At 70.2% G+C, this 22,428-nt stretch carries 20 protein-coding genes; 18 read left to right on the forward strand and 2 right to left on the reverse strand.

The features are described from left to right. Nucleotides 1–726, reverse strand: coding sequence for an ABC transporter permease (locus C1746_RS13625; RefSeq protein ID WP_205711847.1), 726 nt, complete (start codon nucleotides 724–726; stop codon nucleotides 1–3). Further along, nucleotides 723–1,712 carry an ABC transporter ATP-binding protein gene (locus C1746_RS13630; RefSeq protein ID WP_116715097.1) on the reverse strand — a complete coding sequence of 330 codons (990 nt, stop codon included), beginning with the start codon at nucleotides 1,710–1,712 and terminating at the stop codon, nucleotides 723–725. The genes C1746_RS13625 and C1746_RS13630 overlap by 4 nt, the downstream gene beginning before the upstream one ends. 138 nt (nucleotides 1,713–1,850) lie before the next feature. Here C1746_RS13630 and C1746_RS13635 point away from each other — a divergent pair, with 138 nt between their 5' ends. The 18 genes from C1746_RS13635 (at nucleotide 1,851) to murC (ending at nucleotide 22,426) form a co-directional block, all read left to right on the forward strand. Next, nucleotides 1,851–3,161: a beta-ketoacyl-[acyl-carrier-protein] synthase family protein gene (locus C1746_RS13635; RefSeq protein ID WP_205711848.1), complete on the forward strand. Its 1,311-nt coding sequence runs from the start codon at nucleotides 1,851–1,853 to the stop codon at nucleotides 3,159–3,161. 8 nt (nucleotides 3,162–3,169) lie between these two features. Further along, complete coding sequence (locus tag C1746_RS13640; protein ID WP_116715099.1) at nucleotides 3,170–4,732, forward strand: class I adenylate-forming enzyme family protein; 1,563 nt, start codon at nucleotides 3,170–3,172, stop codon at nucleotides 4,730–4,732. Continuing rightward, nucleotides 4,725–5,021, forward strand: coding sequence for an acyl carrier protein (locus C1746_RS13645; protein ID WP_162867731.1), 297 nt, complete (start codon nucleotides 4,725–4,727; stop codon nucleotides 5,019–5,021). The genes C1746_RS13640 and C1746_RS13645 overlap by 8 nt, the downstream gene beginning before the upstream one ends. 14 nt (nucleotides 5,022–5,035) lie before the next feature. After that, a complete protein-coding gene (locus C1746_RS13650) occupies nucleotides 5,036–5,926 on the forward strand; it encodes an ACP S-malonyltransferase (protein WP_162867732.1) in 891 nt (296 codons plus the stop codon). An 82-nt stretch (nucleotides 5,927–6,008) separates the two neighbouring features. Then, nucleotides 6,009–6,737 carry a 3-oxoacyl-ACP reductase FabG gene (gene fabG / locus C1746_RS13655; protein WP_116715102.1) on the forward strand — a complete coding sequence of 243 codons (729 nt, stop codon included), beginning with the start codon at nucleotides 6,009–6,011 and terminating at the stop codon, nucleotides 6,735–6,737. 6 nt (nucleotides 6,738–6,743) lie between these two features. Continuing rightward, entirely contained in the window at nucleotides 6,744–7,406 is a 663-nt protein-coding gene (locus tag C1746_RS13660; RefSeq protein WP_116715103.1) for a lysophospholipid acyltransferase family protein, read from the forward strand. A gap of 31 nt (nucleotides 7,407–7,437) precedes the next feature. Further along, nucleotides 7,438–8,550, forward strand: a complete 1,113-nt coding sequence (serC, locus tag C1746_RS13665; RefSeq protein WP_116715104.1) for a phosphoserine transaminase — start codon at nucleotides 7,438–7,440, stop codon at nucleotides 8,548–8,550. 476 nt (nucleotides 8,551–9,026) lie between these two features. Then, nucleotides 9,027–9,521, forward strand: coding sequence for a division/cell wall cluster transcriptional repressor MraZ (gene mraZ, locus C1746_RS13670; protein ID WP_116715105.1), 495 nt, complete (start codon nucleotides 9,027–9,029; stop codon nucleotides 9,519–9,521). 96 nt (nucleotides 9,522–9,617) lie between these two features. Beyond that, entirely contained in the window at nucleotides 9,618–10,613 is a 996-nt protein-coding gene (gene rsmH, locus C1746_RS13675; protein ID WP_116715106.1) for a 16S rRNA (cytosine(1402)-N(4))-methyltransferase RsmH, read from the forward strand. A 173-nt stretch (nucleotides 10,614–10,786) separates the two neighbouring features. Then, on the forward strand, nucleotides 10,787–11,185 hold the full coding sequence (locus C1746_RS13680; RefSeq protein WP_116715107.1) for a hypothetical protein: 399 nt from the start codon (nucleotides 10,787–10,789) through the stop codon (nucleotides 11,183–11,185). A 7-nt stretch (nucleotides 11,186–11,192) separates the two neighbouring features. Next, on the forward strand, nucleotides 11,193–13,181 hold the full coding sequence (locus C1746_RS13685; RefSeq protein ID WP_116715108.1) for a peptidoglycan D,D-transpeptidase FtsI family protein: 1,989 nt from the start codon (nucleotides 11,193–11,195) through the stop codon (nucleotides 13,179–13,181). 203 nt (nucleotides 13,182–13,384) lie between these two features. Beyond that, entirely contained in the window at nucleotides 13,385–14,872 is a 1,488-nt protein-coding gene (locus C1746_RS13690; protein WP_205711849.1) for a UDP-N-acetylmuramoyl-L-alanyl-D-glutamate--2,6-diaminopimelate ligase, read from the forward strand. Then, nucleotides 14,869–16,254 carry a UDP-N-acetylmuramoyl-tripeptide--D-alanyl-D-alanine ligase gene (locus C1746_RS13695; protein WP_116715109.1) on the forward strand — a complete coding sequence of 462 codons (1,386 nt, stop codon included), beginning with the start codon at nucleotides 14,869–14,871 and terminating at the stop codon, nucleotides 16,252–16,254. The genes C1746_RS13690 and C1746_RS13695 overlap by 4 nt, the downstream gene beginning before the upstream one ends. Beyond that, nucleotides 16,251–17,291: a phospho-N-acetylmuramoyl-pentapeptide-transferase gene (gene mraY / locus C1746_RS13700; RefSeq protein WP_116715110.1), complete on the forward strand. Its 1,041-nt coding sequence runs from the start codon at nucleotides 16,251–16,253 to the stop codon at nucleotides 17,289–17,291. The genes C1746_RS13695 and mraY overlap by 4 nt, the downstream gene beginning before the upstream one ends. Then, complete coding sequence (gene murD / locus C1746_RS13705; protein ID WP_116715111.1) at nucleotides 17,288–18,553, forward strand: UDP-N-acetylmuramoyl-L-alanine--D-glutamate ligase; 1,266 nt, start codon at nucleotides 17,288–17,290, stop codon at nucleotides 18,551–18,553. Before mraY ends, murD begins: the two co-directional genes overlap by 4 nt. Then, nucleotides 18,550–19,764, forward strand: a complete 1,215-nt coding sequence (gene ftsW / locus C1746_RS13710; RefSeq protein WP_116715112.1) for a putative lipid II flippase FtsW — start codon at nucleotides 18,550–18,552, stop codon at nucleotides 19,762–19,764. Before murD ends, ftsW begins: the two co-directional genes overlap by 4 nt. After that, nucleotides 19,761–20,993, forward strand: coding sequence for an undecaprenyldiphospho-muramoylpentapeptide beta-N-acetylglucosaminyltransferase (gene murG, locus C1746_RS13715; RefSeq protein ID WP_116715113.1), 1,233 nt, complete (start codon nucleotides 19,761–19,763; stop codon nucleotides 20,991–20,993). The genes ftsW and murG overlap by 4 nt, the downstream gene beginning before the upstream one ends. Further along, entirely contained in the window at nucleotides 20,990–22,426 is a 1,437-nt protein-coding gene (gene murC / locus C1746_RS13720) for a UDP-N-acetylmuramate--L-alanine ligase (protein ID WP_205711850.1), read from the forward strand. The genes murG and murC overlap by 4 nt, the downstream gene beginning before the upstream one ends. Nucleotides 22,427–22,428: the final 2 nt, after the last annotated feature.

Genomic DNA, 22,428 nt, shown 5'->3' on the forward strand with positions numbered 1-22,428 from the left:
CTACTCCCAGCGGAACAGTCGGGCCGCCACTGCGGGGGCGATGACGGCCCAGCCGAACAGCGAGACCACCGAGGTGGTTGGGATCACAGGCCCACCGAACGCAGCCCGCAACCAGTCCGCGAGTGGCGCCGCGGGGAGGATCCGGGCCGCAGCCTGCATGACCTCGGGTAGCCGGTCGAGGGGGAAGAGGATCCCGCTCGAGAGCAGGAGTACCACGAACACGGCATTGACCAGGGCCAGGGTCGCCAAGGCCCGAAGCCGCCCGGCCATGGCCATGCCGATGCCAGCGAACGCGGCCGTCCCGAGCAGCAGGGCGACCGGCAGCAGGGCCAGCGAGCCCACCGCCGGGCGCCAGCCGAGTGCAACGGCGACGCTGACCACCACGGCGACCTGGACGACCTCGATGGCGAGGATGGAGAGGACCTTCGCACCGATCAGCTCCCCGCGTCGCAGCGGTGTGGCACCGAGGCGCTTGAGCACCAGGTAGAAGCGCTCGAAGCCCGTCTGGATGCCGAGGGAGACCATGGCAGCCCCGATCACGGACAAGGCCAGGATCCCGGGGGCGAGGAACGACACAGCCGACTGCCCCTCCGGTACGGGTAGGACGGAGACGACCGAGAAGAACACGAGCAGTCCGACGGGGATGCCGAAGGTCACGGTCAGGTTCTCTGCGTTGCGCAGCAGCAGACGGAGTTCCATCCCCGTCTGGGCGGTCAGGCGACTCACCTGGTCGGCTCCAGCGGCGTGGCGTCGGGCAGGGCGGCCGGCTCCCCGAACGCCTGGCGGGTGATCTCGAGGTAGGCGGACTCGAGCCCCTGACCACCGGTCGTCACGCCGGAGAGGGTCAGTCCCTGTCGGGCAAACCACTCGGTGACACGGCTCATCATCGCTGCGGTCTCGCTCGGGTCGACATCGACGTGAACCACCCCGGCTCCGTCGGTCCGCACCGGCGCACCAACCGAGGCCGCCAGGACGTCCGGGTCGATCTCGTCGGGGGTGGACACGGTCACGCCTGCTGGCGCGTAGGTGTTGACCAACTCCGCGGTCGTTCCCTCCGCCAGGACCCGTCCCCGGGCCATGACCGCGACGCGGTCGGCGAGGGTCTCTGCCTCGGTCATGTTGTGGGTGGTGAGCAGCAGCGCGGTGCCCGTGTCACGACGCAGCTCGCCCAGCATCGCCCAGGTGGCGGCGCGCACCTCGGGATCCATCCCGGTCGACGGCTCGTCCAGGATCAGCAGCTCGGGCCGGCCGACCAGCGCGAGCGCCAGGTTGAGCCGCTGCTTCTCGCCGCCGCTCAGGGTCCGGACCTTGGCGGTGGCCACCCGGCCCAGGTCCAACCGCTCGATCAGGTCGTCGGGATTCACTGCGGAGGGGTAGAGGCGGGCGTACAGCCGAAGCACCTCCCGGGGCGAGGCCGCCTGCCAGACCCCACCCTCCTGCAGCATGACGCCGACCCGTGACGTCACGGCCGCCCGGTCCTTGGTCGGGTGGAGGCCGAAGATGCGGATCTGTCCGCCGTCCGGCTGACGGAAGCCCTCGATGCACTCCACCGTGGTGGTCTTCCCGGCACCGTTCGGACCCAGCAGTGCCACGGCTTGGCCGGCGTCCACCGTCAGGCTCACGCCGTCGACCACGGTCCGTCGCCCGTAGCGCTTGACGAGATCGGTCACCGCGATCGCTGCGGGTGTCGCTGGTGGTGAAGAGGAGGACATCGGCGACCCGCCAGTATGGGCCGACGCGCCGCGGTGTGCCGTGCAGAGCGGTTGCGTTTGCTCGGTGGGACGGTCAAGCCCCCCGCTGAGAGGGTCCGGCTCGCCGTCATGTGGCAGGGCAGGATCTACTGTTCCGGCGTGACCAACCACAGACCTGACGTGGCCATCACTGGCCTGGGGGCCGTCAGCCCCCACGGCATCGGCGTGCCCGCGCTGTGGGACGGCCTCCGGGCCGGCCGGCCCGCGGCAGCCCCCATCACGGCCTTCGACCCGGCGGAGCACGGCGTGCGGTTTGCCTGCGAGGCGCCGGCCGACCTGACGGCGCACCTGCCCCGACGCCTGCTCCGGCAGACCGACCGCTTCGCACAGATGAGTCTCATCGCCGCAGAGGAGGCACTCACCGCGGCCGGGCTCTTGGCCCCACCGCTCACGGGTGACCAGGTCACGTCCGATCGGCTCGTCGCCCCGCTGGACCCCGCGATCGACCCAACACGAGTCGCGGTGGTGATGGCGTCCGGCATCGGAGGCGTCGCCGAGATCGCCGACCAGCACACGCGGATGATCCAGCGCGGCCCGGATCGGGTCCGCCCCTACTTCACGATCGCGGCGCCGGTCAACATGGCTGGTGGTCAGATCGCGATCCGTCACGGCCTGCAGGGGCCGGTCACCGCAGTCGTGAGCGCCTGCGCGTCCGCTGCCGACGCCATCGGGTCCGGGCTCGACCTGATCCGCTCCGGCCGGGCCGACATCGTCCTCGCCGGTGGCTCCGAGGCCGCCATCACCCCGCTGATGATGGCCGGGTTCCACGCCGCCGGGGCGATGTCGACACGCAACGACGAGCCGGCGACCGCCTCCCGGCCGTTCGACATCGACCGCGACGGGTTCGTCGCAGGAGAGGGGGCGGCTGTCCTGGTGCTGGAACGCGCCGACCTGGCGCTGCGGCGGGATCGGGAGCCAAGCGTCCACCTCTCCGGCTATGGCGCCTCCAACGACGCCCACGATCCCACTCGCCCGGCACCGGAGGGTGCGGGGGCCGTCCGTGCGATACGCACCGCTATGGCCGATGCGGGACTCCGAGGCCAGGACATCGACCACGTCAACGTCCACGGAACCTCCACCCCGCTGAACGACGTTGCCGAGTCGATGGCCCTGAGCACGGTGTTCGGCGCAGGAGAGGTCCCGCCCGTCACCGCGTGCAAGAGCTCGGTCGGGCATCTGCTCGGCGCTGCCGGCGCCATCGAGGCCGTAGCCGCCGTCTTGACCCTCACCGACCAGCAGATCCCGCCAACCGTCAACCTCACCACCCAGGACCCCGCCTGCCCCATCGAGGTCGTCACGGACCTCCGGGAGCAATCCGTCTCCGCCGTCATCTCGAACTCCTTCGGGTTCGGTGGACACAACGCCGTCCTGGCCTTCACCTCCGCGCCCGCCGGCACAGCAACCACGTGACGCACCCCATGCCGCCAATCCTCGAACCCGCTTCCTACCTGGGCACCACCGTCCAGGTCTTTGCCGACCGCCCGGCCTCCCACGATGTGTTGCTGCGGCGCGCGGCCGCGGCCTGGCCCGACCACCCGGCCGTCGAGGCCCCCTCCGCCACACTCTCCTACGCCGAACTCGACGCGCTCGTCGACCGGGCCGCGGCCGCTCTCCACGAGGTGGCCGAGCCGGGCGACCGCATCGCCGTGGCCCTGTCCCACGACGTACCGCTGTTCACGGTGCCGTTCCTGGCCAGCCGCGCGGGCGTGACGGTCCTGCTGCTGAACGCCTCCCTGACGCCGGACCGGTGGGCCGAGCAGCTCGACACCGCCGAGCCGACGGTGGTCCTCACCGACGCAGCTCATCAGGCCTCCGTCGCTGCAGCGGTGCGCGAGAGCCACCGCGTCGTCCCCGCGTCGCAGATCTGGCAGGCCAACCAGGCCCCCGCCGCACCGCGGCCGACTGGCCGGCCCACCGGTGGGCCCGATCAGACCCTCGCGCTGATCGCCACCTCCGGCACCACGGGCGTTCCGAAGATGAGCCGGGTGACCACCGCTGGGCTCATCCACGCTGCGCTGGCCTACATCGACCTCCTCGGACTGGACAGCACCGACCGGGCGTACGTCTGCCTGCCGCTGTACTACATCGGGGCACTCTCCGCCCAGACCACGACCATGGCGCTGGTCGGGGGCACCTGTGTCATCCCCGACGACACGGCCCCGGCCACTGCGGCCAGCCGGATGGAGGCTGCGCGCGCGACCTACCTCGACGCCGTCCCGTCCTGGCTCGGTCTCATGGTCCGCGAGGGCACCGCCACCGTCCCCACCCTGCGGACGGTCATCTACGGCGGAGCACCGATGCCGGCAGAGGTGGCTCAGGCGCTGGCCCGACGCTTCGGCACGGTCGCCTTGTGGGACGTCTGGGGACTCTCCGAGACCCACGGTCCCGCAACCGCGCTGCGGTACGAACTCGATGCCCCGCCCCTGCCCGGAACGGTCGGGCGGCCCCTGGCCGGTGTGGAGGTGCGAGCCGACAGCGAGGACGGCGGTCCCGGTGAGCTCCTCGTCCGCGGCCAGAACGTCACACCGGGCTACGCCGACGACGAGGCACTGACCCGGAAGGTCATCGACCGGGGGTGGCTGCGGACCGGCGACATCGGCACGATCGGTCCGGACGGGACGGTCCGGCTGCTCGACCGGGCCAAGGACGTGATCATGCGAGGCGGCGCCAACGTCTTCAGCGTCGAGGTCGAGCAGGTGCTCGGCCAGCACCCCGATGTGGTCGAGGCCGCCGTCTACGGCGTACCCGACGGATTCGGCCAGGAAGCGGTCACCGCAACGGTGGTGCTGCGTGAGGGCGCAACGATTGATGTGATGGCACTCCGGGCACTGGTTGACTCCGGGATCGGACGGCATGCCGTGCCGCGACGCATCACCACCGCAGACAGCCTGCCCCGCAACCACACCGGCAAGATCGACAAGACGACGCTGCGAGCCCAGGGCGGTTCCCCCACGGGCCGGAGGAGCACGACGCGTGAGTGACCAGCCATCCACCAGCGATCGCATCGCGGCCGTCATCGATGACCTCTTCGGCGTGCCCGCCGATGCCCTGACGTCTGACGTCACCCTGCAGGACGGGCTGCAACTGGACTCGCTGTCCGTTGTCGAGTTGCAGGTCGCCGTCGAAGACGAGTTGGACATCCGCTTCGATGAGGCGTCGACGGCAGAGGTGGCGACGTTCGGCGACCTGGTGGCCGCTGCGCGTGCAATGCTGCAGCGTGCCGGAGCCGAACCAGAGCCGACCTCCGGTTCCGACCGCAAGGCGTCGTAAGTGAGGATTCCTACGTGAACATCGCGATCTGCTTCCCGGGGCAGGGAAGCCAACAACCTGGAATGGCCACGGCCTGGGCCGATGTCCCCGCCGCTTCCCGTTGGTCCGAGGCCGACGAGATCCTCGGCTGGGACGTCTCGCGCCTGGGAACCGACGCGCCGGCGGACGAGCTGACCGAGCCGCTCAACTGTCAGGTGGCGTTGTTCGTCCACCACGTGGTCCTGTTCGAGACCTGGCGGGCCGCCCACCCCGAAATCGACATCGCCATGACGGCCGGCCACTCGCTGGGGGAGTACAACGCCCTCCACGCCGCAGGGGCGATGTCGTTCGAGGACGGCCTCGGGCTGGTGGAGGTCCGGGCGAACGCCACGCAGGCGGCCGCTGATGACATGCCCGGCACGATGATCGCAGCGCTGGGCTTCGAGGTCGAGGAGGTCAGCGCCGCTTGTGCGCAGGCCGGTGCCCACGTGGCCAACGACAACGCCGTGGGGCAGATCACCGTCTCGGGCACGCCGGACCAACTCGCAGCGGTGAAGGACCTCCTGGCCGAGGGTCGGGGCAAGGTGCGGGACATCCCCGTTGGGGCTGCATATCACTCGCCGCACATGGCTGCCGCCGTGGCGCCACTGGGTGAGGCGCTCGACGCCACCGCCTTCGCCGACACCACCGTCCCCGTCATCGCCAACGTGGACGCCAGCCCGCACAGCGAGGGGGCGGTGTGGCCCGATCTGCTGCGCCGGCAGGTGACCAGCCCGGTCCGGTGGCGTGAGAGCGTCCTTGCGATGAAGGAGGCCGGCGTCGAGGAGATCGTGGAGTTGGGTGCCACGGCCGTCATCGGCCCCATGGTCAAGCGGATCGACCGCAGCATCGCACGGACCTCCATCACCGCGCCCGACCAGGTCTGAGCCCCTCAGGCCGGCCGAGCCAACGTTCCGGCGGCGCATCTGGCAGGGTTAGGAAGCCCGTCGACGGAGGAGACGATGTGACATGAGCAACGCGGACACCCGCTGGGCGCTGGTGACCGGCGCCTCGAAGGGCATCGGAGCCGCGACGGCCACGGCGCTGGCCGGCCAGGGCCTGAACGTCCTGGTGGGGTACGGGGGCGACCGTGCCGGTGCGGACGCCACCGCGCAGGCCTGCACCGACGCCGGTGTCAAGGCCCGGACCGTCACAGCCGACCTCGGCGCCGATCTCTCACCGCTGACCGACGCCGTTGATGACGTCGGCGATGTCGCCGTGCTGGTGAACAACGCCGGGATCACGGCCGACGGGCTGCTGATGAGCATGTCGGACGATGCGTTCACGAAGACCCTCCAGGTCAACCTGACCGCGTCGTTCGCGCTCACCCGCGCCGTGCTGCGGAAGATGCTGCGCGCCCGCTACGGCCGCATCGTCAACGTCTCCAGCGTCGTCGGGCTGCACGGCAACCCCGGCCAAGCCAACTACGCCGCGTCCAAGGCCGGGCTGGTCGGACTGACGAAGTCGTTGGCGCGGGAGGTCGGCAAGCGAGGGATCACGGTGAACGCGGTGGCCCCGGGCTTCATCACGACCTCCATGACGGAGGACGTCGAGACCGATGGCTACCTCGACCAGATCCCCGCGGGCCGCCTGGGCGATCCAGACGAGGTGGCGGCCGTCATCGCGTTCCTGTGCAGCGACGCCGCCTCCTACGTCAACGGCGCGGTCTTCCAGGTCGACGGCGGTCTCTTTGCCTGACCTGCCGTGACGACGAGCGGTCGCAACATGCTGCCGATGCGGGTGGCCCACCGGCTGGCGGGACCGCCGGTGCTGTCCTGGTTGCGGTGCGACGTCCGGGGTCGAGAGAACGTCCCGACGCACGGCGGTGTGATCCTGGCTCCGAACCACCGCTCCTTCCTGGATCACTTCACGCTGGCAGCCGCGTCCCCCCGACCGATGCGCTTCCTGGGGAAGGTCGAGCTCGAGTCCGGCCCGTTCGGCTGGTTCAACATGACGATGGGCATGATCCCGGTCCAGCGAGGGAGTGCGGACCTGGGCGCGCTGCAGGTGGTCATCGATGCCCTCACGGCGGGGGCGGTTGTCGGCATCTTCCCGGAGGGGACGCGGTCACCGACGGGAGAGCTCTTCAAGTTCCGGTCGGGGATGGGCCGTGTGGCGGCCGCCGCGGGTGTTCCGATCGTCCCGGTGGGGATGCAGGGGATGCAGTCGGTCTGGCCGAAGGGCCAGACGTTGCCCAGCCCGCGTCGCCCACCCCCGGGCCGGCTGAGCATCACCTTCGGGGCGCCGGTCGAGCTGGCTGATGACTCCTCCCGGAGCCGTCGACAGGCCACGAGTGAGGTGTACGACGAGGTTGCTCGCCTGTGCGGCCAGGACGAGGCCGAGGGCTTCGCCCCGATCAACCAGTAGCGAATCGAACGGGCGGAGGCACTCTGGCCCCATGACGGCTGACATCACCATCCCCGCTGACCTGCTCCCGGCCGACGGCCGATTCGGCTGCGGACCCACGAAGGTCCGCCAGGCCTCCGTCGACGCCCTGGCAGCATCCGGCGGGCGGTACCTCGGGACCTCCCACCGCAAGCCCGAGGTGAAGAGCCTGGTCGCCCGCATCCGCACGGGTCTGCGGGAGTACTTCCGACTCCCCGACGAGTACGAGGTCACCCTCTCCAACGGCGGCGCCACGTTCTTCTGGGATGCCGCCGGCTTCTCCCTCATCGAGCAGCGGTCGGCCCACGCCGTCTTCGGAGAGTTCTCCGCGAAGTTCGCGAAGTCGGCGGCGCTCATGCCGTTCCTGGACGATCCGGTCCTGATCGAGGCGCCCGTCGGCAGCCACCCCCAGGTCGAGCGAGTCGACGGCGTCGACGTCTACGCCCTGACCCACAACGAGACCTCCACGGGGGTGGCGATGCCCATCACCCGGCCGGCGGGCAACGGGCTGGTCCTGGTGGACGCCACCTCGGGCGCCGGGGCCATCGACGTCGACGTGACGGAGTCCGACGTCTACTACTTCAGCCCTCAGAAGGCCTTCGGAGCCGAGGGCGGCCTGTTCGTGGCGTTGCTGTCACCGAGCGCCCAGGCCCGCATCGGGGCAATTCGCGCCAGCGGCCGCCCGATCCCGCCGTCCCTCGACCTGTCCCTGGTCCTGGACAACTCGGCGAAGGACCAGACCTACAACACGCCGGCCGTGAGCTCCCTGTTCCTGCTGGCCGACAACGTGGAGTGGCTGCTCGAGCAGGGTGGGCTGACCGCCGTCGCCGAGGCCAGCACCGCCAAGGCCGGGCTGGTCTACGCGTGGGCTGATGCCAGCGCGTTCGCCACGCCCTTCGTGTCCGACCCGGCGAAGCGCTCACCGGTGGTCTGCACCATCGACATCGACGAGTCCATCGATGCCAGCGACGTCAGCGACGTGCTGCGGGCCAACGGGATCCTGGACACCGACGCCTACCGCAAGCTCGGCCGCAACCAGCTTCGCCTCGGCGTGTTCCCTGCCGTGGACACCGAGGACGTCCATGCGCTGCTCGGCTGCATCGACTACGTCGTCGAGGCCATGTAGCCGAGTCGCTGCGGGAGGGGAGTCGGGGGAGAGTCAGCGGCCGCTCGGCGGCAGCCCATCGGGAGAGCGCCGCGGTGGCTGAGGCGAATTGCCTCCAGCCGCGCCCATCCTGCCTCCGCCATCCTGCCGATAGGTCGGTGGGGTGGGGCGGTGTGGGGCGATCTGCCTCCACGCGATGCTGCATCGGGCCGGTCTGGAGGCAGAACGGTTCATCGGCCTGATCGCGACCGTCAGCTGGCCAACCCTCCCACTTCGTCCCACTCGAGCCCTCACAGCAGGTCCGAAACGCGTGAACGCGGGCCACCAACGGCGTCTGACCGGCCAAAAGACCATGTCATCGGCCTGCAGGCACACTGATTCGGGTCCTGGCGGGGCACTTCTCGAGTACCCGCAAACCCCCGGAAAGCTGGGCTCTGAGTCAACTGTTGTGGCTCGTGTTAAGAAGAAGTGGGTTAAGTTGTTGCCAGAGTGGGTCGATGTGGGGCATAGTGGGGGAACAGGACAACATCGTGGAAGACGGCATCGAACTGGACGACGAGTTCCTCGGCGAGTTCCACCACTCGGTGGACGCCAAGGGCCGACTGGTTCTGCCATCCGACCACCGCTCACTCATCGGGAAGGAGACGATTCACATGACGCTCGGCTTCGACAACATCATGACGATCCACCCTCCCGCCGACTGGGTGAAGATCCGGGCCTCCGTGGGGGAGATGCGACGCGGGGACCGCAGCCAGCGCCGCACCGCGCGTGCCCTGTTCAGCAACGCGAGCAAGCAGACCCTCGACAAGCAGGGCCGGATCACCATCCCGCCGAACCTGCGCGAGAAGTGCGGATTGACCAAGGAAGTCGTGGTCGTCGGCATGGGCGAGTTCATCGAGGTGTGGCCACAGGACCGCTGGGAGTCCGAGCAGGGCGAGGCCAACGACCTCTACGTCAACACCGACGAGACCACCGGGATGGGGAGCCTCTAGATGGCCGCATCGCTGACCGCAGCAGAGTGGCTACCCTCCAGGCCTGAGTGGAGCCGTAGCCGCCGGGGCAACCGCGCACGCATCCACCCCCGAGTCATGGCCACCGCACCCCACGACCCCGTCATGGCCGACCGAGTCGTCGAACTGCTCGCAGTCCGCGACGACAAGCCGGCCGTCATCGTCGACTGCACCCTCGGTGCAGGCGGCCACGCCGCACGCCTGCTCGCCGCCAGCGGCAGCCGGACTCACCTGGTCGGCTTCGACCGCGACGGCGACGCGCTCGAGTTGGCCCGCAACCGTCTGGCCGCCTACGCCGACCGGATCACCCTCATCCACGCCCCCTTCGACGAGTTCACCGAACACGTCGCACCGGTGGTCGACCGGATCGGCCCGCTCATGAGCGTGCTGTACGACCTCGGTGTGTCGTCCATGCAACTCGACACGCCCGGCCGTGGGTTCTCCTTCCGGGGATTCGGGCCGCTGGACATGCGGATGGACCCCGACCAGACGGTCACGGCAGCGGAGATCGTCAACACCGCCAGCGTGGCCGAGTTGGAGCGCTACCTGCGCGACTTCGGCGAGGAGCGCCACGCCGGCCGGATCGCTCGGGCGATCGTCGAGAACCGTCCCCACACGACCACGATCGGCTTGGCCGACCTGATCGCGCAGGCACTGCCGCGTGGTCAGCGTCGAGCAGATCGAGCCAAGGGCATCCACCCGGCGACCCGGGCCTTCCAGGGCATCCGGATCGCCGTCAACAGCGAGTTGGAACGCTTCAGTGCCTCGCTTCCCCAGGCACTGGATCTTGCCGCCGCTTCGGCCGTTCGTCCTGACGGCCGGAGCGGCAGGCTCGCGACCCTCGCGTATCACAGTTTGGAGGACCGCATTGCCAAGCGGTTCTTCTCCGACGCGGCCGACAGCTGCATCTGCCCGCCGGGTCTCCCGGTGTGCGGCTGCGGCCGCGTCCCCAACCTCACCCTGGTCACCAAGGGCGCCGAGACGCCCAGCCAGGATGAAGTCGACGCCAACCCCCGGGCCCGCTCGGCGCGGCTCCGGGTGGCTGAGCGCCTACCAGTGGTCGATCTGACGTGAGCGCGTTGCGTAGTTCAGGTGCCGCCCCAGCGCGAGTGGCACCCGGCCAGCCACGTCCACGCACCGGCGCGCGCCCGCATCTTCGAGCCGTTGATGCCACCGTCCGGCCGCGCCGCCGTCGTCGTCCGAGCGCGCTGGCGCGAGCGCGCTTTCGTGCCCGGCTGTACAGCATCGTGACCGTCGCCGTGATGGTCCTCGGGATCATCGGGGTCGTCGCCTTGAACGCGCTCGCCGCAGAGGCATCCTTCCAAGCCCGCGAGCTCGAGGCGGCGATCAGCGACCTGACACTCGAGCACGACGATCTGGTTGCCGAGGTGGCCAGCCTCGAAGCCCCCGATCGCGTGCGCCTCGTCGCAGGCGCCCAGCTCGGCCTGCTCGAGCCGGAGCAGCCGGGATTCCTCACCCTGCACCCCGAGCAACTCGCTCCCCCGGAGCCGAAGCCCATGGTGGTGCTCTCACCCGAGGGTCACATCCTGGGCATCGATCGGCCTGCCCCAGGGGGCGACGCCACGATCCTGGCGGCCCCGACCACCGCAGGCGACCCGGCCGACGACGCCGAAGCCGGGAACTAGTCGCGCGATGGCCGCCCCTCCGCTGGAACGTCGACGTCGCACGGGACGATCCCAGCGACCGACGCGGCAGCCACCCAAGGACCGACCCAGCCTGACGCGCCTGATCCTGCTCGCGCTGTGGGACTCCCTCTCGCGCGCGCAGCACCGGGCGAAGGCCAGCCGTCGCCTCTTCCTCATCACCGCGGGGTACCTGGTGCTGACGCTGATCATGGGCTGGCGCCTGGCCGCCGTGCAGCTGGTGGATGCAGAGGTCTACGCCGGCTGGGCCGCCCAGCAGACGCAGCGCGAGATCGACCTGCCGGCCAGCCGCGGCGCCGTCACCGATCGCAACGGCGACCCCCTGGCCATGAGCCTGTCCACGTCCACGATCTACGCCAACCCACCCGTGCTGGAGGAGGCGGAGGTCGATCCGTTCATCGTCGCTGGTGAGCTGGCGGAGGTCATCCCCGGCGTTGATGTGCAGTCCCTCGCCGAGTCGCTGTCGAGCGACCGGGCGTTCGTCTACCTGGGTCGACAGCTCCCGCGAGAGGTCGGTGAGTCCGTCACCGATCTGGGCCTGCCGGGCATCGGGGTGCTGGAGGAGCCCAAGCGCGTCTACCCCTCCGACCGTGTGGCCAGCCAGGTCGTGGGCTGGGCGGGGCTGGACAACAACGGTCTCGCCGGGCTCGAACTGCAGATGGACGAGGCGTTGGCGGGCACCGACGGGACGCTGCGGCTGGAGCGCGCCCCCGGAGGCATCGAGATCTCCTCCGCGCCCCGCGAGGTCGTGCCCGCGACCCCCGGCGTGGACGTGCGCCTCACCATCGACCGCGAGGTCCAGTTCAACACCGAACAGATCCTCATCGAGGCGGTGGAGGAGTACAGCGCCCTCGGCGGCTCCGCCGTCGTGATGGAGGTCGAGACGGGTGAGATCCTGGCCATGGCCAGCGTTCCCTCCGTCGCCCCGTCGAACTACGCCGCCTCGACGGAGTACGACCGGCGCAACCGTGCGATCACCGACGTGTTCGAGCCGGGCTCGGTGAACAAGGTCATCACCATCGCCGGGGCGCTCGAGGATGGGGTCGTCCAGCCGGACCAGTACCGCAACGTCCCCTCCGAGATCACGCTCGGACCCGAGACGTACAGCGACTCCGAGCCACACCCCGACGGGTGGTGGACGACCCGCGACATCATGACCCGGTCGTCCAACGTCGGGACGATCCAGATCGCGCGGGAACTGGGGGAGGAGCGCCTGTACGACTACGTCACCGACTTCGGGCTCGGCTCCCCGACGGGCTTGGACTTCCCCGGTGAGTCGCGCGGGCTGCTGGCCGAGGTGGATGACTGGAGCGGAGCCAGCCTGCCGACCATCGCGATCGGACAGGGCGTCGCCGCCACGCTGGTCCAGACCGCGCAGGTCTTCCGGGTGATCGCAAACGATGGCGTGTGGACGCAACCCCAGCTGGTCCAGGGGACGGTGGACCACGAAGGCACATTCCTCCCCACGGAGGCCGGCGAGCCCCGGCGCGTCGTGTCCTCCGCAACCGCGGCCACGGTCGCCGACATGCTGATCGAGGTCGTGGAGTCCCCGAACGGCACCGGCGGCCTGGCCGCGGTACCCGGCTACCGCGTGGGCGGCAAGACCGGAACCGCGCAGAAGCCGCTCGAGGGTGAGCTCGGGTACGCCGAGAACGCCTTCATCGCAACCTTCGCCGGCTTCGCCCCCGTGGAGAACCCGCGCTTCGTCGTGGCCGTCATGCTCGACGAGCCCACCCCGTTCTACGGCGGACTCTCGGCTGCACCGACGTTCTCCCAGATCATGCAGTTCGCCCTGCGGGACCAACGGGTGGCACCGGCCAACCCGCCCGTGCCGATGCCCGTCGGCCAGGACCTCGGTCACTCGATCGCCGCACAGCCGGAGTCTGCAGTGAGCATCCCCGACGGCGACGCTGCTGAGGATGACGCCGTCATCGCGGAACCGCTGGTCGACGAGCCTGGCGACGACCCGGCGCAGTGAGCGTCGTCGATCGCCACACGCATGGTGCTGCCCGAGCGGTCAGTGGTCGCCTGCACGTCCCGGTACCGCCGATCCGACGCCGCTCGCTCGTATCCTTGCGAGCATCTCGGACCCTGCCACCCCGGACACGGCCACCTCGGACATCGCGCCCGACCCTCCGTTCGACCACCGGCAGACGCTCCCAGCCAGCGACTCCACGCGACGTGACCACCACCTCAGTCCCCGACCGGCTTGCCCATGCCCTCTCCGGCACCTGGGTGGACTCGGCGACGCCTGACTCGGACGGATCCATCGGGATCATCCGCGACCTCACGCACGACAGTCGCGACGCCGGTCCGGGTGTCATGTTCGCCGCGCGTCCGGGTGCGCACGTCGATGGTCACGACTTCGCCGCCGCTGCCACTGCAGCCGGCACACCTGCCGTCCTCGTCGAGCGGCCGCTCGACCTCGCGGTCCCACAGCTGGTCGTGCCGTCCGTGGCCGCGGCCATGGGACCGGCGGCCGACCTGATCCACGGACGCCCGACCGATGCGATCACGGTCCTCGGCATCACCGGCACCAACGGCAAGACGACGACGGCGTACCTGCTCGACGCGATCCTGCGGGCCGACGGGAGGACGACCGGCCTGGTCGGCACGGTGGAGACCCGCATCGCCGGCGAGGGCGTGCCGGGGGTCCGGACGACGCCCGAAGCCACCGATCTCCACCGGCTGTTCGCCCGGATGCGCGACGAGGGTGTGTCGGCGGCCGCCATCGAGGTGTCGAGCCACGGCCTGGCCCTCGGCCGTCTGGGCGGCGTGCGCTTCGCGGCGACGCTGTTCACCAACCTCTCCCAGGATCACCTGGACTTCCACCCCGACATGGAGGCGTACTACCAGGCCAAGGCCAGCCTGTTCACGCCGTCCTACACCCCGCTGGGGATCGTGACGATCGACGACGATCACGGGCGTCGGCTGGCTGCGGAGGCCACCTGTTCGGTGTGGACGCTGTCGCTGGGAGGACCGGCGGACCTCACCGCGACGGAGGTGACACGTCGTGCCGACGGCTCCTCCTTCGTCGCCGACGTCCACGGCCGTCAGGTCCCCGTCACCATCAACCTGCCGGGGACGTACAACATCGCCAACGCGCTGGGTGCCATCGGCTTGGCGCACGCCGCCGGCGTCGATCTGGAGGTCGCGGCGCGCGGGCTGCGCAGCCTGCCCGGTGTGCCAGGTCGCATGGAACGTGTGGACGCCGGCCAGGACTTCGAGATCCTGGTGGACTACGCCCACACCCCGGACTCGGTCGCGGGGGTGCTGGCCGCCGCCCGTGCCGTCGCCTCGGGCCGCCTGGTGGTGGTCCTCGGCTGCGGTGGGAACCGCGATCAGGCCAAGCGCCCGATGATGGCTCGAGCCGCGCAGAACGGTGCTGACGTTGCCATCTTCACCAGTGACAACCCGCGGACCGAGGATCCGGAGGCGATCCTCGACGACATGGTTGCGGGACTGTCGACGTCGGACGGCGTGACACGGATCACCGATCGGCGGGCTGCCATCGCCCACGCCGTCGACCTCGCGGCGCCCGGCGACGTGATCGTCATCGCCGGCAAGGGACACGAGCCGTACCAGGAGCTGGCAGACGGCCGTATCGACTTCGACGACCGGCTCGTGGCCCGCGAGTCGCTGGCCGCCCGCTCCGGGGGTGCCACATGATCCCGCTGAGCCCCGAGGCCGTCGCTGACATCGTCGGTGGTGAGTTGATCGGAGCCGGAACCGGCGAGGTCACCGGCATCTCGATCGACTCCCGGACCACCAGGTCAGGCGACTTGTTCGTCCCCCTCGACGGCGAACACACCGACGGGCACCGCTTCATCAGCAGCGCACAGGCCGCTGGCGCCGTCGCCCACCTCTGCGCCGCCGCCCAGGCCCCGTCGGTGGCAGGTCCCGGGGCCATCGTCGTCGACGATCCCTTGGACGCCCTCACCGGTCTGGGTGCCTGGGTTCGCGATGCGGTGGATCCGCTGGTCATCGCCATCACCGGCTCGAACGGCAAGACCACGACCAAGGATCTGACCGCCGCCGCCATCGGCGCCGGCCGCCGGGTGGTCGCCAACCCCGGGTCGTTCAACAACGAGTTGGGGCTCCCGCTGACGCTCTGTCTGCTGCAGCCGGACACCGAGGTGCTGGTCTGTGAGATCGGCGCCCGAGGGATCGGCCACATCGCCCAGGTCATGCCGATGCTGCGCCCCGACGTGGCCATCGTCACGACCATCGCCGAAGCCCACATCGGCGAGTTCGGTTCGATCGAGGCGATCGTCCAGGCCAAGGGTGAATTGGTCGAGGGGTTGGACCCGGGCGGGGTCGCCATCCTCAACGCTGACGTCCCGGCCTGTGCCGGCCTGGCCCAACGCGCGCCAGGGCGGGTGATCACCGTCGGACGAAGCGGCTCCGCGGACCTCTCGCCTGATGCCGTCGAGGCCGACGACCATGCTGTTGTAACCATGACCGTCAAGGGCCAGCGGGTCCGGCTGCCGCTGCCAGGCCAGCACCAGGTCACCAACGGCCTGCTCGCTCTCGCAGCGGCCGAGATCGCTGAGGTGGACCTGGAGACTGCCGCGGAGGGCCTTGCGTCCGCGGCCGTGTCGCGTTGGCGGATGGAGATCAGCACCGTCGGCGGGGTGACGATCGTCAACGACGCCTACAACGCGAACCTCGACTCCATGCGCGCGGCGCTGGCGACGGCGGCCGGCATGCGGGTCGACGGCCGCCGGATCGCCGTCCTCGGCTTCATGGCGGAGCTCGGGGATCGCACGGAGTCGGCACACCGGACCGTGGGCGAGGTGGTGGCCGAGTCGGGCGTCGATCGCCTGATCGTGGTGGAGGAGCGTGCAGTCGCGATCGCCCAGGGCGCCCAGGACGGCGGCTTCGACGGGCCCTTGGACGTGGTGGCGGATGCGGCGGCCGCGGCGACGGCTGTCACCGGAAGCGTCACCGCCGGCGACCTGGTGCTCATCAAGGCAAGCCGGAGCGCCGGGCTCGAGGCCGTGGCGCAGCGCCTGACCGACCACCTGACCGACGGGGAGGCCGGCGCGTGAGGTTCATCCTGTTGGCGGCCGCCATCTCGCTGGCCCTGTCCCTGGTCGGGACACCGTTGGTCATCCGCTTCTTCCGCTCCCGCCAGATGGGCCAGTTGATCCGCGACGACGGCCCCCAGAGCCACCAGACCAAGCGAGGGACGCCCACGATGGGCGGCACCGCCATCATCATCGCGGGGCTCGTCGCCTACATCGTCTCTGCCGCGTTCGCCGGACGGCTGGACTCCGCGGGCGGCGCGCTGGCCATGTCGACGTTCGCCGGGATGGGGCTGGTCGGGTTCCTCGACGATTTCATCAAGCTGCGCCAGAAGCGGAACCTGGGCCTGTCCAAGACCGCGAAGTTCGGTGGCCAGGCGCTGGTGGCCATCGTGTTCGCCTTCGGCGCCCAGTACGTGGCGGAGACCTCCACGCAGCTGTCGTTCATCGGACCGCTGCCGCTGGACTTCGGACCGGTGCTGTTCCCCATCTTCTGCTTCATCATCCTGTCAGGCACGTCCAACGCCGTGAACCTGACCGACGGGCTGGACGGCCTGGCGGCCGGAGTCAGCGCCATGGTCTTCGGGGCCTACATGATCATCGCGTTCTGGATCTTCCGGCACGAGATGGACTACACCCGCGAGGCGTGGATCCATGCCGACACGTTGGCCATCGCCGCGGCCGCTGCCATGGGCGCCACGACCGGATTCCTGTGGTGGAACGCCCATCCCGCCAAGATCTTCATGGGCGACACCGGATCCTTGGCGATCGGCGGGATGCTCGCGTCGCTGGCCGTCCTGACCGAGACCGAGCTCCTGGTCATCATCCTCGGTGGCCTGTTCGTCGCGGAGACCGTCAGCGTGATCCTGCAGATCGCGGTCTTCCGCCTCGGGGGCGGCCGACGGCTGTTCCGCATGGCGCCGTTCCACCACCACTTCGAGCAGCTGGGCTGGCACGAGAACACCGTCATCGTCCGCTTCTGGATCATCGGGGGCCTCTGCACCGCCTTCGGCATCGGCCTGTTCTACGCCGAGTACCTGTCCCGGGCCGGCTCCGGATGAGGGTGCTCGTGGTCGGGATGGGTGCCAGCGGTCGAGCGATGGTCGATGCGCTGCTGGCGGCGGGTGAGACCGTCGTCGCAGTCGAGGAGCGCGAGGACGCCGACGTGTCCGGAATCACCGTCCCGGTGGCCCTCGGACCGCTTGGCGAGCATCTCCTCGACGGGATCGACGTCGTGGCGACCAGTCCCGGTGTTCCGCCGACCAAACCCGTGCTCGCCGCAGCCGAGCGTCGGGGCATCCCCGTCTGGTCCGAGCCGGAGCTTGCGTTCCGGCTGAACGCCGGTCGCACCCGCCTGGTCGGCGTCACCGGCACCAACGGCAAGACGACGACCACACAGATGATCGCGGCGTGCCTGGACGCGCCGGCGGCCGGGAACATCGGACCCACGCTGGTCACGGCACTCACCGTCGATCCGGCGCCGATCGTGGTTGCTGAGCTCTCCAGCTTCCAACTGCACTACGCCCACACGCTGCGCCCCGACGTCGCAGTGCTGCTCAACGTGGCTGACGATCATCTCGACTGGCACGGGGGAGCGGACGGCTATCGGGCCGACAAGGCCAGGATCTGGCGGAATCAGCGGACCCAGGACATCGCCGTTATCAACGCCGATGATCCCGGCGCTGCGAAGACGGCCGCAACGCATCCGCCTCCGGGCACGGTGATCCAGGCCAGCGCGACCCGCGACGGCATGGTCGATCCCGAGGCGATGACTGCTGCCGGCGCGCACAACGTCGCCAACGCCACGCTGGCGGCGCACGCCGCCGTGGCGCTCGGGGTTGACCGTGACCAGGTCCGTCGACGGCTGCACGCCTTCGACGTCGGCGATCACCGCCTGCAACGCGTGGCCACCATCGACGGCGTCGCCTACGTCAACGACTCCAAGGCCACGAACCCGCACGCGGCGCTGGCGTCCTTGCAGTCCTACGACGACATCGTGTGGATCGCCGGAGGGCTGAACAAGGGCCTGTCCTTCGACCTGCTCGGACCCGCAATCGCCGACCAGGTCCGCCATGTCGTGACGATCGGTGCGTGTGGGCCCGAGATCGCCGCGGCGGCGCGTCGGGTCGGCGTCGCAGTCACTGAAGCCGGCAGGCTGGACAAGGCCGTACCGACCGCTCACCGGATCGCCCAGGGATTGGACCGACGCGTGACCGTACTGCTCGCGCCGGCCGCCGCCAGCATGGACCAGTTCACCGACTACGCCGAGCGGGGCAAGACGTTCGCGGCGCTCGTGTCCGACCTGCAGAGGGCAACCGCATGACCGCCATCTCCAAGAGGGCACGACCCATCAGGCTGCCGGCGCGCCACACGCGCGAGTCGCTGTGGCTGATCGGGGTGTCCCTGCTGCTGCTGCTGCTCGGCCTGGTGATGACCTTCAGCGCCTCCTTCGTCCAGTCGACCGCACAGACCGGCGACGCCTTCGGCGTGTTCAACCGGCAGGCGTTCTGGTTTGCCATCGGCGTCCCCATCGCCGTGCTGGCCGCCGTGGTCGACTACCGACGCTGGCGACCTCTGGCCACCGTCGCGCTCATCGGAACGCTGGCCGCCATGGTCCTGGTCCTGTTCATCGGCGAGGAGATCAACGGTGCGCGCCGCTGGTTCTCCTTGGGACCGTTGAACCTGCAACCGTCGGAGATCATCAAGCTGACCCTGCCGATGTACGTGGCAGCGGTGCTGGCCAAGCGCTGGAACCGCGTGCGGCGTGGCGACCTGTTCGCCCTGCTCCTCCCGACCATGCCGGCCATCGCCGCCGCGGCCCTCCTCGTCGTGCTCAGCCCGGACCTTGAGTCGGCTGTCCTCGTGGCCGTGATCGGGTTGACGCCGCTGTTCATCGCCGGCCTCCCCATGCGGCTGCTGGCCGTGTCCGGTGCCGCGCTCGGCGCCGTGGCCTGGTTCGGGATCCAAGGAAGCGCCTACCGCATCGGCCGGATCAACGCCTGGTTGGATCCGACCAACGAGGCGTTCCGGGACGGCTACGGCTACCAGACGACGCAGGGCTTCATCGCGCTCGGCAACGGTGGCATCTGGGGCACCGGCCTGGGGCAGGGGCGCGGCAAGTGGCTCTACGTCCCCAACGCGCACACCGACTTCATCTACGCGATCATCGGTGAGGAGCTCGGCCTCGTCGGCGGCATCGGAGTCCTGATCGCCTTCCTCGTGCTGACGCTGCTCGGCTGTCGGATCGCATCCCGGGCCCCCGATGCCTTCGGCCGTATGCTGGCTGCCGCGATCACGGTCTGGCTGGCCCTGCAGGCGGCGATCAACATCTCCTCCGTCGTCGGCGTCCTGCCGGTGACGGGAGTGACGCTTCCGCTGGTGTCCTTCGGGGGCTCGTCGTTGGTGATCACCATGGCCGGCATCGGGGTCCTGGTCGCCATCGCGCGCCAGGCGGGTGACAACGCCGGTCTGGACGAGTCGCTGGAGCTGGACGGCGAACTCAACGACGCAGCCGCCTCCCCGGGCTCTCCATGAGTCGCACCGTCATGATCGCCGCGGGCGGGACCGGCGGCCACGTCTTCCCCGGTCTTGCGACCGCCGCTGCCCTGGTTGAGGCCCATCCGGACCTGACCATCGAGTTCGTCGGCACCGCAGACCGGTTGGAGGCGACCCTGGTCCCAGACGCGGGATACACCCTCCACACCGTCCCCGCCATGGCCCTCTCGCGGAAGCTGTCCTTGAGCACCTTCAAGCTCCCCGCCGTGCTGCTGCGGGCCGTGCGGCAGGTCAGCGGCATCCTGCGCGCCTCCGACGTGGTGGCCGCCATCGGGTTCGGTGGGTACACCTCCGTCCCCCTGGCGCTGGCCGCGCGTCGTGGCAAGGTGCCGCTGATCGTCCACGAGCAGAACGCGGTCCCGGGCGTGGCCAACAAGCTGGCGGCACGAGCGGCCAAGGCCGTCGCCGTCACCTTCGAGGAGGCGATGGGCGGGTTCGGCTCCACCCCGACCGTCCTGACGGGCAACCCCGTGCGGCCTGGCCTGATCCCGGACGGCGACATCTCGGACAGCGACATCTCGGACGGCGACATCTCGGACAGCGATGAGGACTCCGAGGACTTGCGGACGCGGCTGCGTGCCCTCCGCTCGACGGGACTGGAGCACTTCGGGTTGGAGCCCACCCGCAGCACCCTGCTGGTGTTCGGCGGCAGCCAGGGTGCACAGCGGATCAACCAGGCCCTGACCGGCAGCGTCGGAGGGTGGAACGCCCCCGGCGAACTGCAGATCCTGCACGCGGCGGGCAAGCGCACGATCGACCAGACCCGGCAGGACTGGCAGACCAGCGGCGTGGACCCGGACGGCAGTTGCGGTCCCGATGGTCTGAAGGTCCGCTGCGTCGAGTTCATCGAGCAGATGCACCTGGCCTACGCGGCGGCTGACCTCGTCGTGTGCCGCGCAGGGGCGTCCTCGATCGCCGAGCTGACCGCCCTCGGGCTGCCATCCCTGCTCGTGCCCTACCCCTACGCCACCGCTGATCACCAGACCGTGAACGCCCGCGCCGTGGCTCGTGCCGGTGGGGCCGTCATGATGGCCGACGCCGAGGTGACCTCGGCCAGGATGATCGCCGCCGTCGAGCCGCTGCTGGTCGATGACGACGCCCGTGCCCGGATGGCGCGGGCTGCCGCCGACTTCGGTCGTCCGGACGCCGCAGCCGACGTCGCGGACCTGGTTGCCCGGGCGGCGCAGCTGTCCCCACGGGAGCGGTGAGGGTGGTGGAGCGGTACGCCGACGCGAGCACCGTCCGGGTGTCACCGGAGTCGCGGGTGCACTTCATCGGCATCGGTGGCGCGGGGATGGCGCCGTTGGCGCAGATCTCGGCGGAGCGTGGCATGACCGTCAGCGGCAGCGACGTCCGGGCGGGCGGCGCGGCCGAGCGACTGCGGGATCTCGGTGCCGTCGTCCACGTCGGCCACGACCGGGGCAACATCGGCCCCGCCGACCTGGTCGTCGTCTCCAACGCCGTGCCGGCGGACAACCCCGAGTGGCAGGCGGCCGAGCAGGACGGCGTGCCGATCATCCTGCGGGCGGATTACCTCGAGTTGCTGATGGCGGGCCGGACCCGGGTGCTGATCAGCGGGACCCACGGCAAGACGACCACCACCTCGATGGTCACGGTGGCCTTGCAGGCCGCCGGTCTTGATCCCTCCTACGCCATCGGTGGTTCGTTGGGGGAGGGGCGCCCCGGCGCGCACCACGGCACCGGCGAGGTGTTCGTCGCGGAGGCCGACGAGGCGTTCAGGTCCTTTCTCCGTCTGACGCCCGACATCGCCATCATCACGAACCTGGAGATGGACCATCACGACGTCTACGACGATCTCGTGGCGTACCGGGACGCGTTCGTGGCCTTCCTCGACCGGCGACCGCCGGGAGCACCCGCACTGGTCTGCGCCGACGACCCTGGAACCCGAGATCTGCTGCGCGACGTGCAGGTCCCGGTGCACAGCTACGGGACCAGGGCGGACGCCGGCATCCCGATCCGCGACATCAGGCCCACGCCGGACGGCGGCTCCCGCTTCACCGTGACCGACATCGACGGCACCGTCGTGCCGATGGCCGTTGCCGTTCCCGGGCGGCACAACGTGCTGAACGCGGCCGCGGCCATGGTGGCCGGACGGCTGGCCGGCGGTGACGTGGGCGCCATGACCGACGGTCTGGCCTCCTTCACCGGGGCGCTCCGTCGCTATCAGCGGATCGGAGAGGCGGCTGGGATCAGCATCGTCGACGACTACGGGCACCACCCGACGGAGCTCGCCGCCACGCTCCAGGCCGGTCGACAGGCCAATCCGGACGGCCGCGTCGTCGCGGTCTTCCAGCCCCACCGGTACACCCGGACGCAGGCCATGGGCACGGAGTTGGGGACCGCGCTGGGGGCCGCTGACGTCGTGATCGTCACCGAGATCTACGCCGCCAGCGAGCCGCCGATCCCCGGGGTCGACGCCCACCTCGTGGCCGACGCGGTCCGCGCAGTGGGCACCGATGTGCGGTACGCCACGACCCTCGACCAGGCGCTCACACAGCTCGAGGAGGAGCTGGCGCCCGGGGATCTTCTACTGACCATGGGGGCCGGTGACATCACCACGCTGGGCCCACGCGTGCTGGCGTCGCTGTCAGCTCGTCCCGATGCAGGGCCCGACGCATGAGT

The organism is Euzebya tangerina (genome assembly GCF_003074135.1).
Lineage (GTDB): Bacteria > Actinomycetota > Nitriliruptoria > Euzebyales > Euzebyaceae > Euzebya > Euzebya tangerina.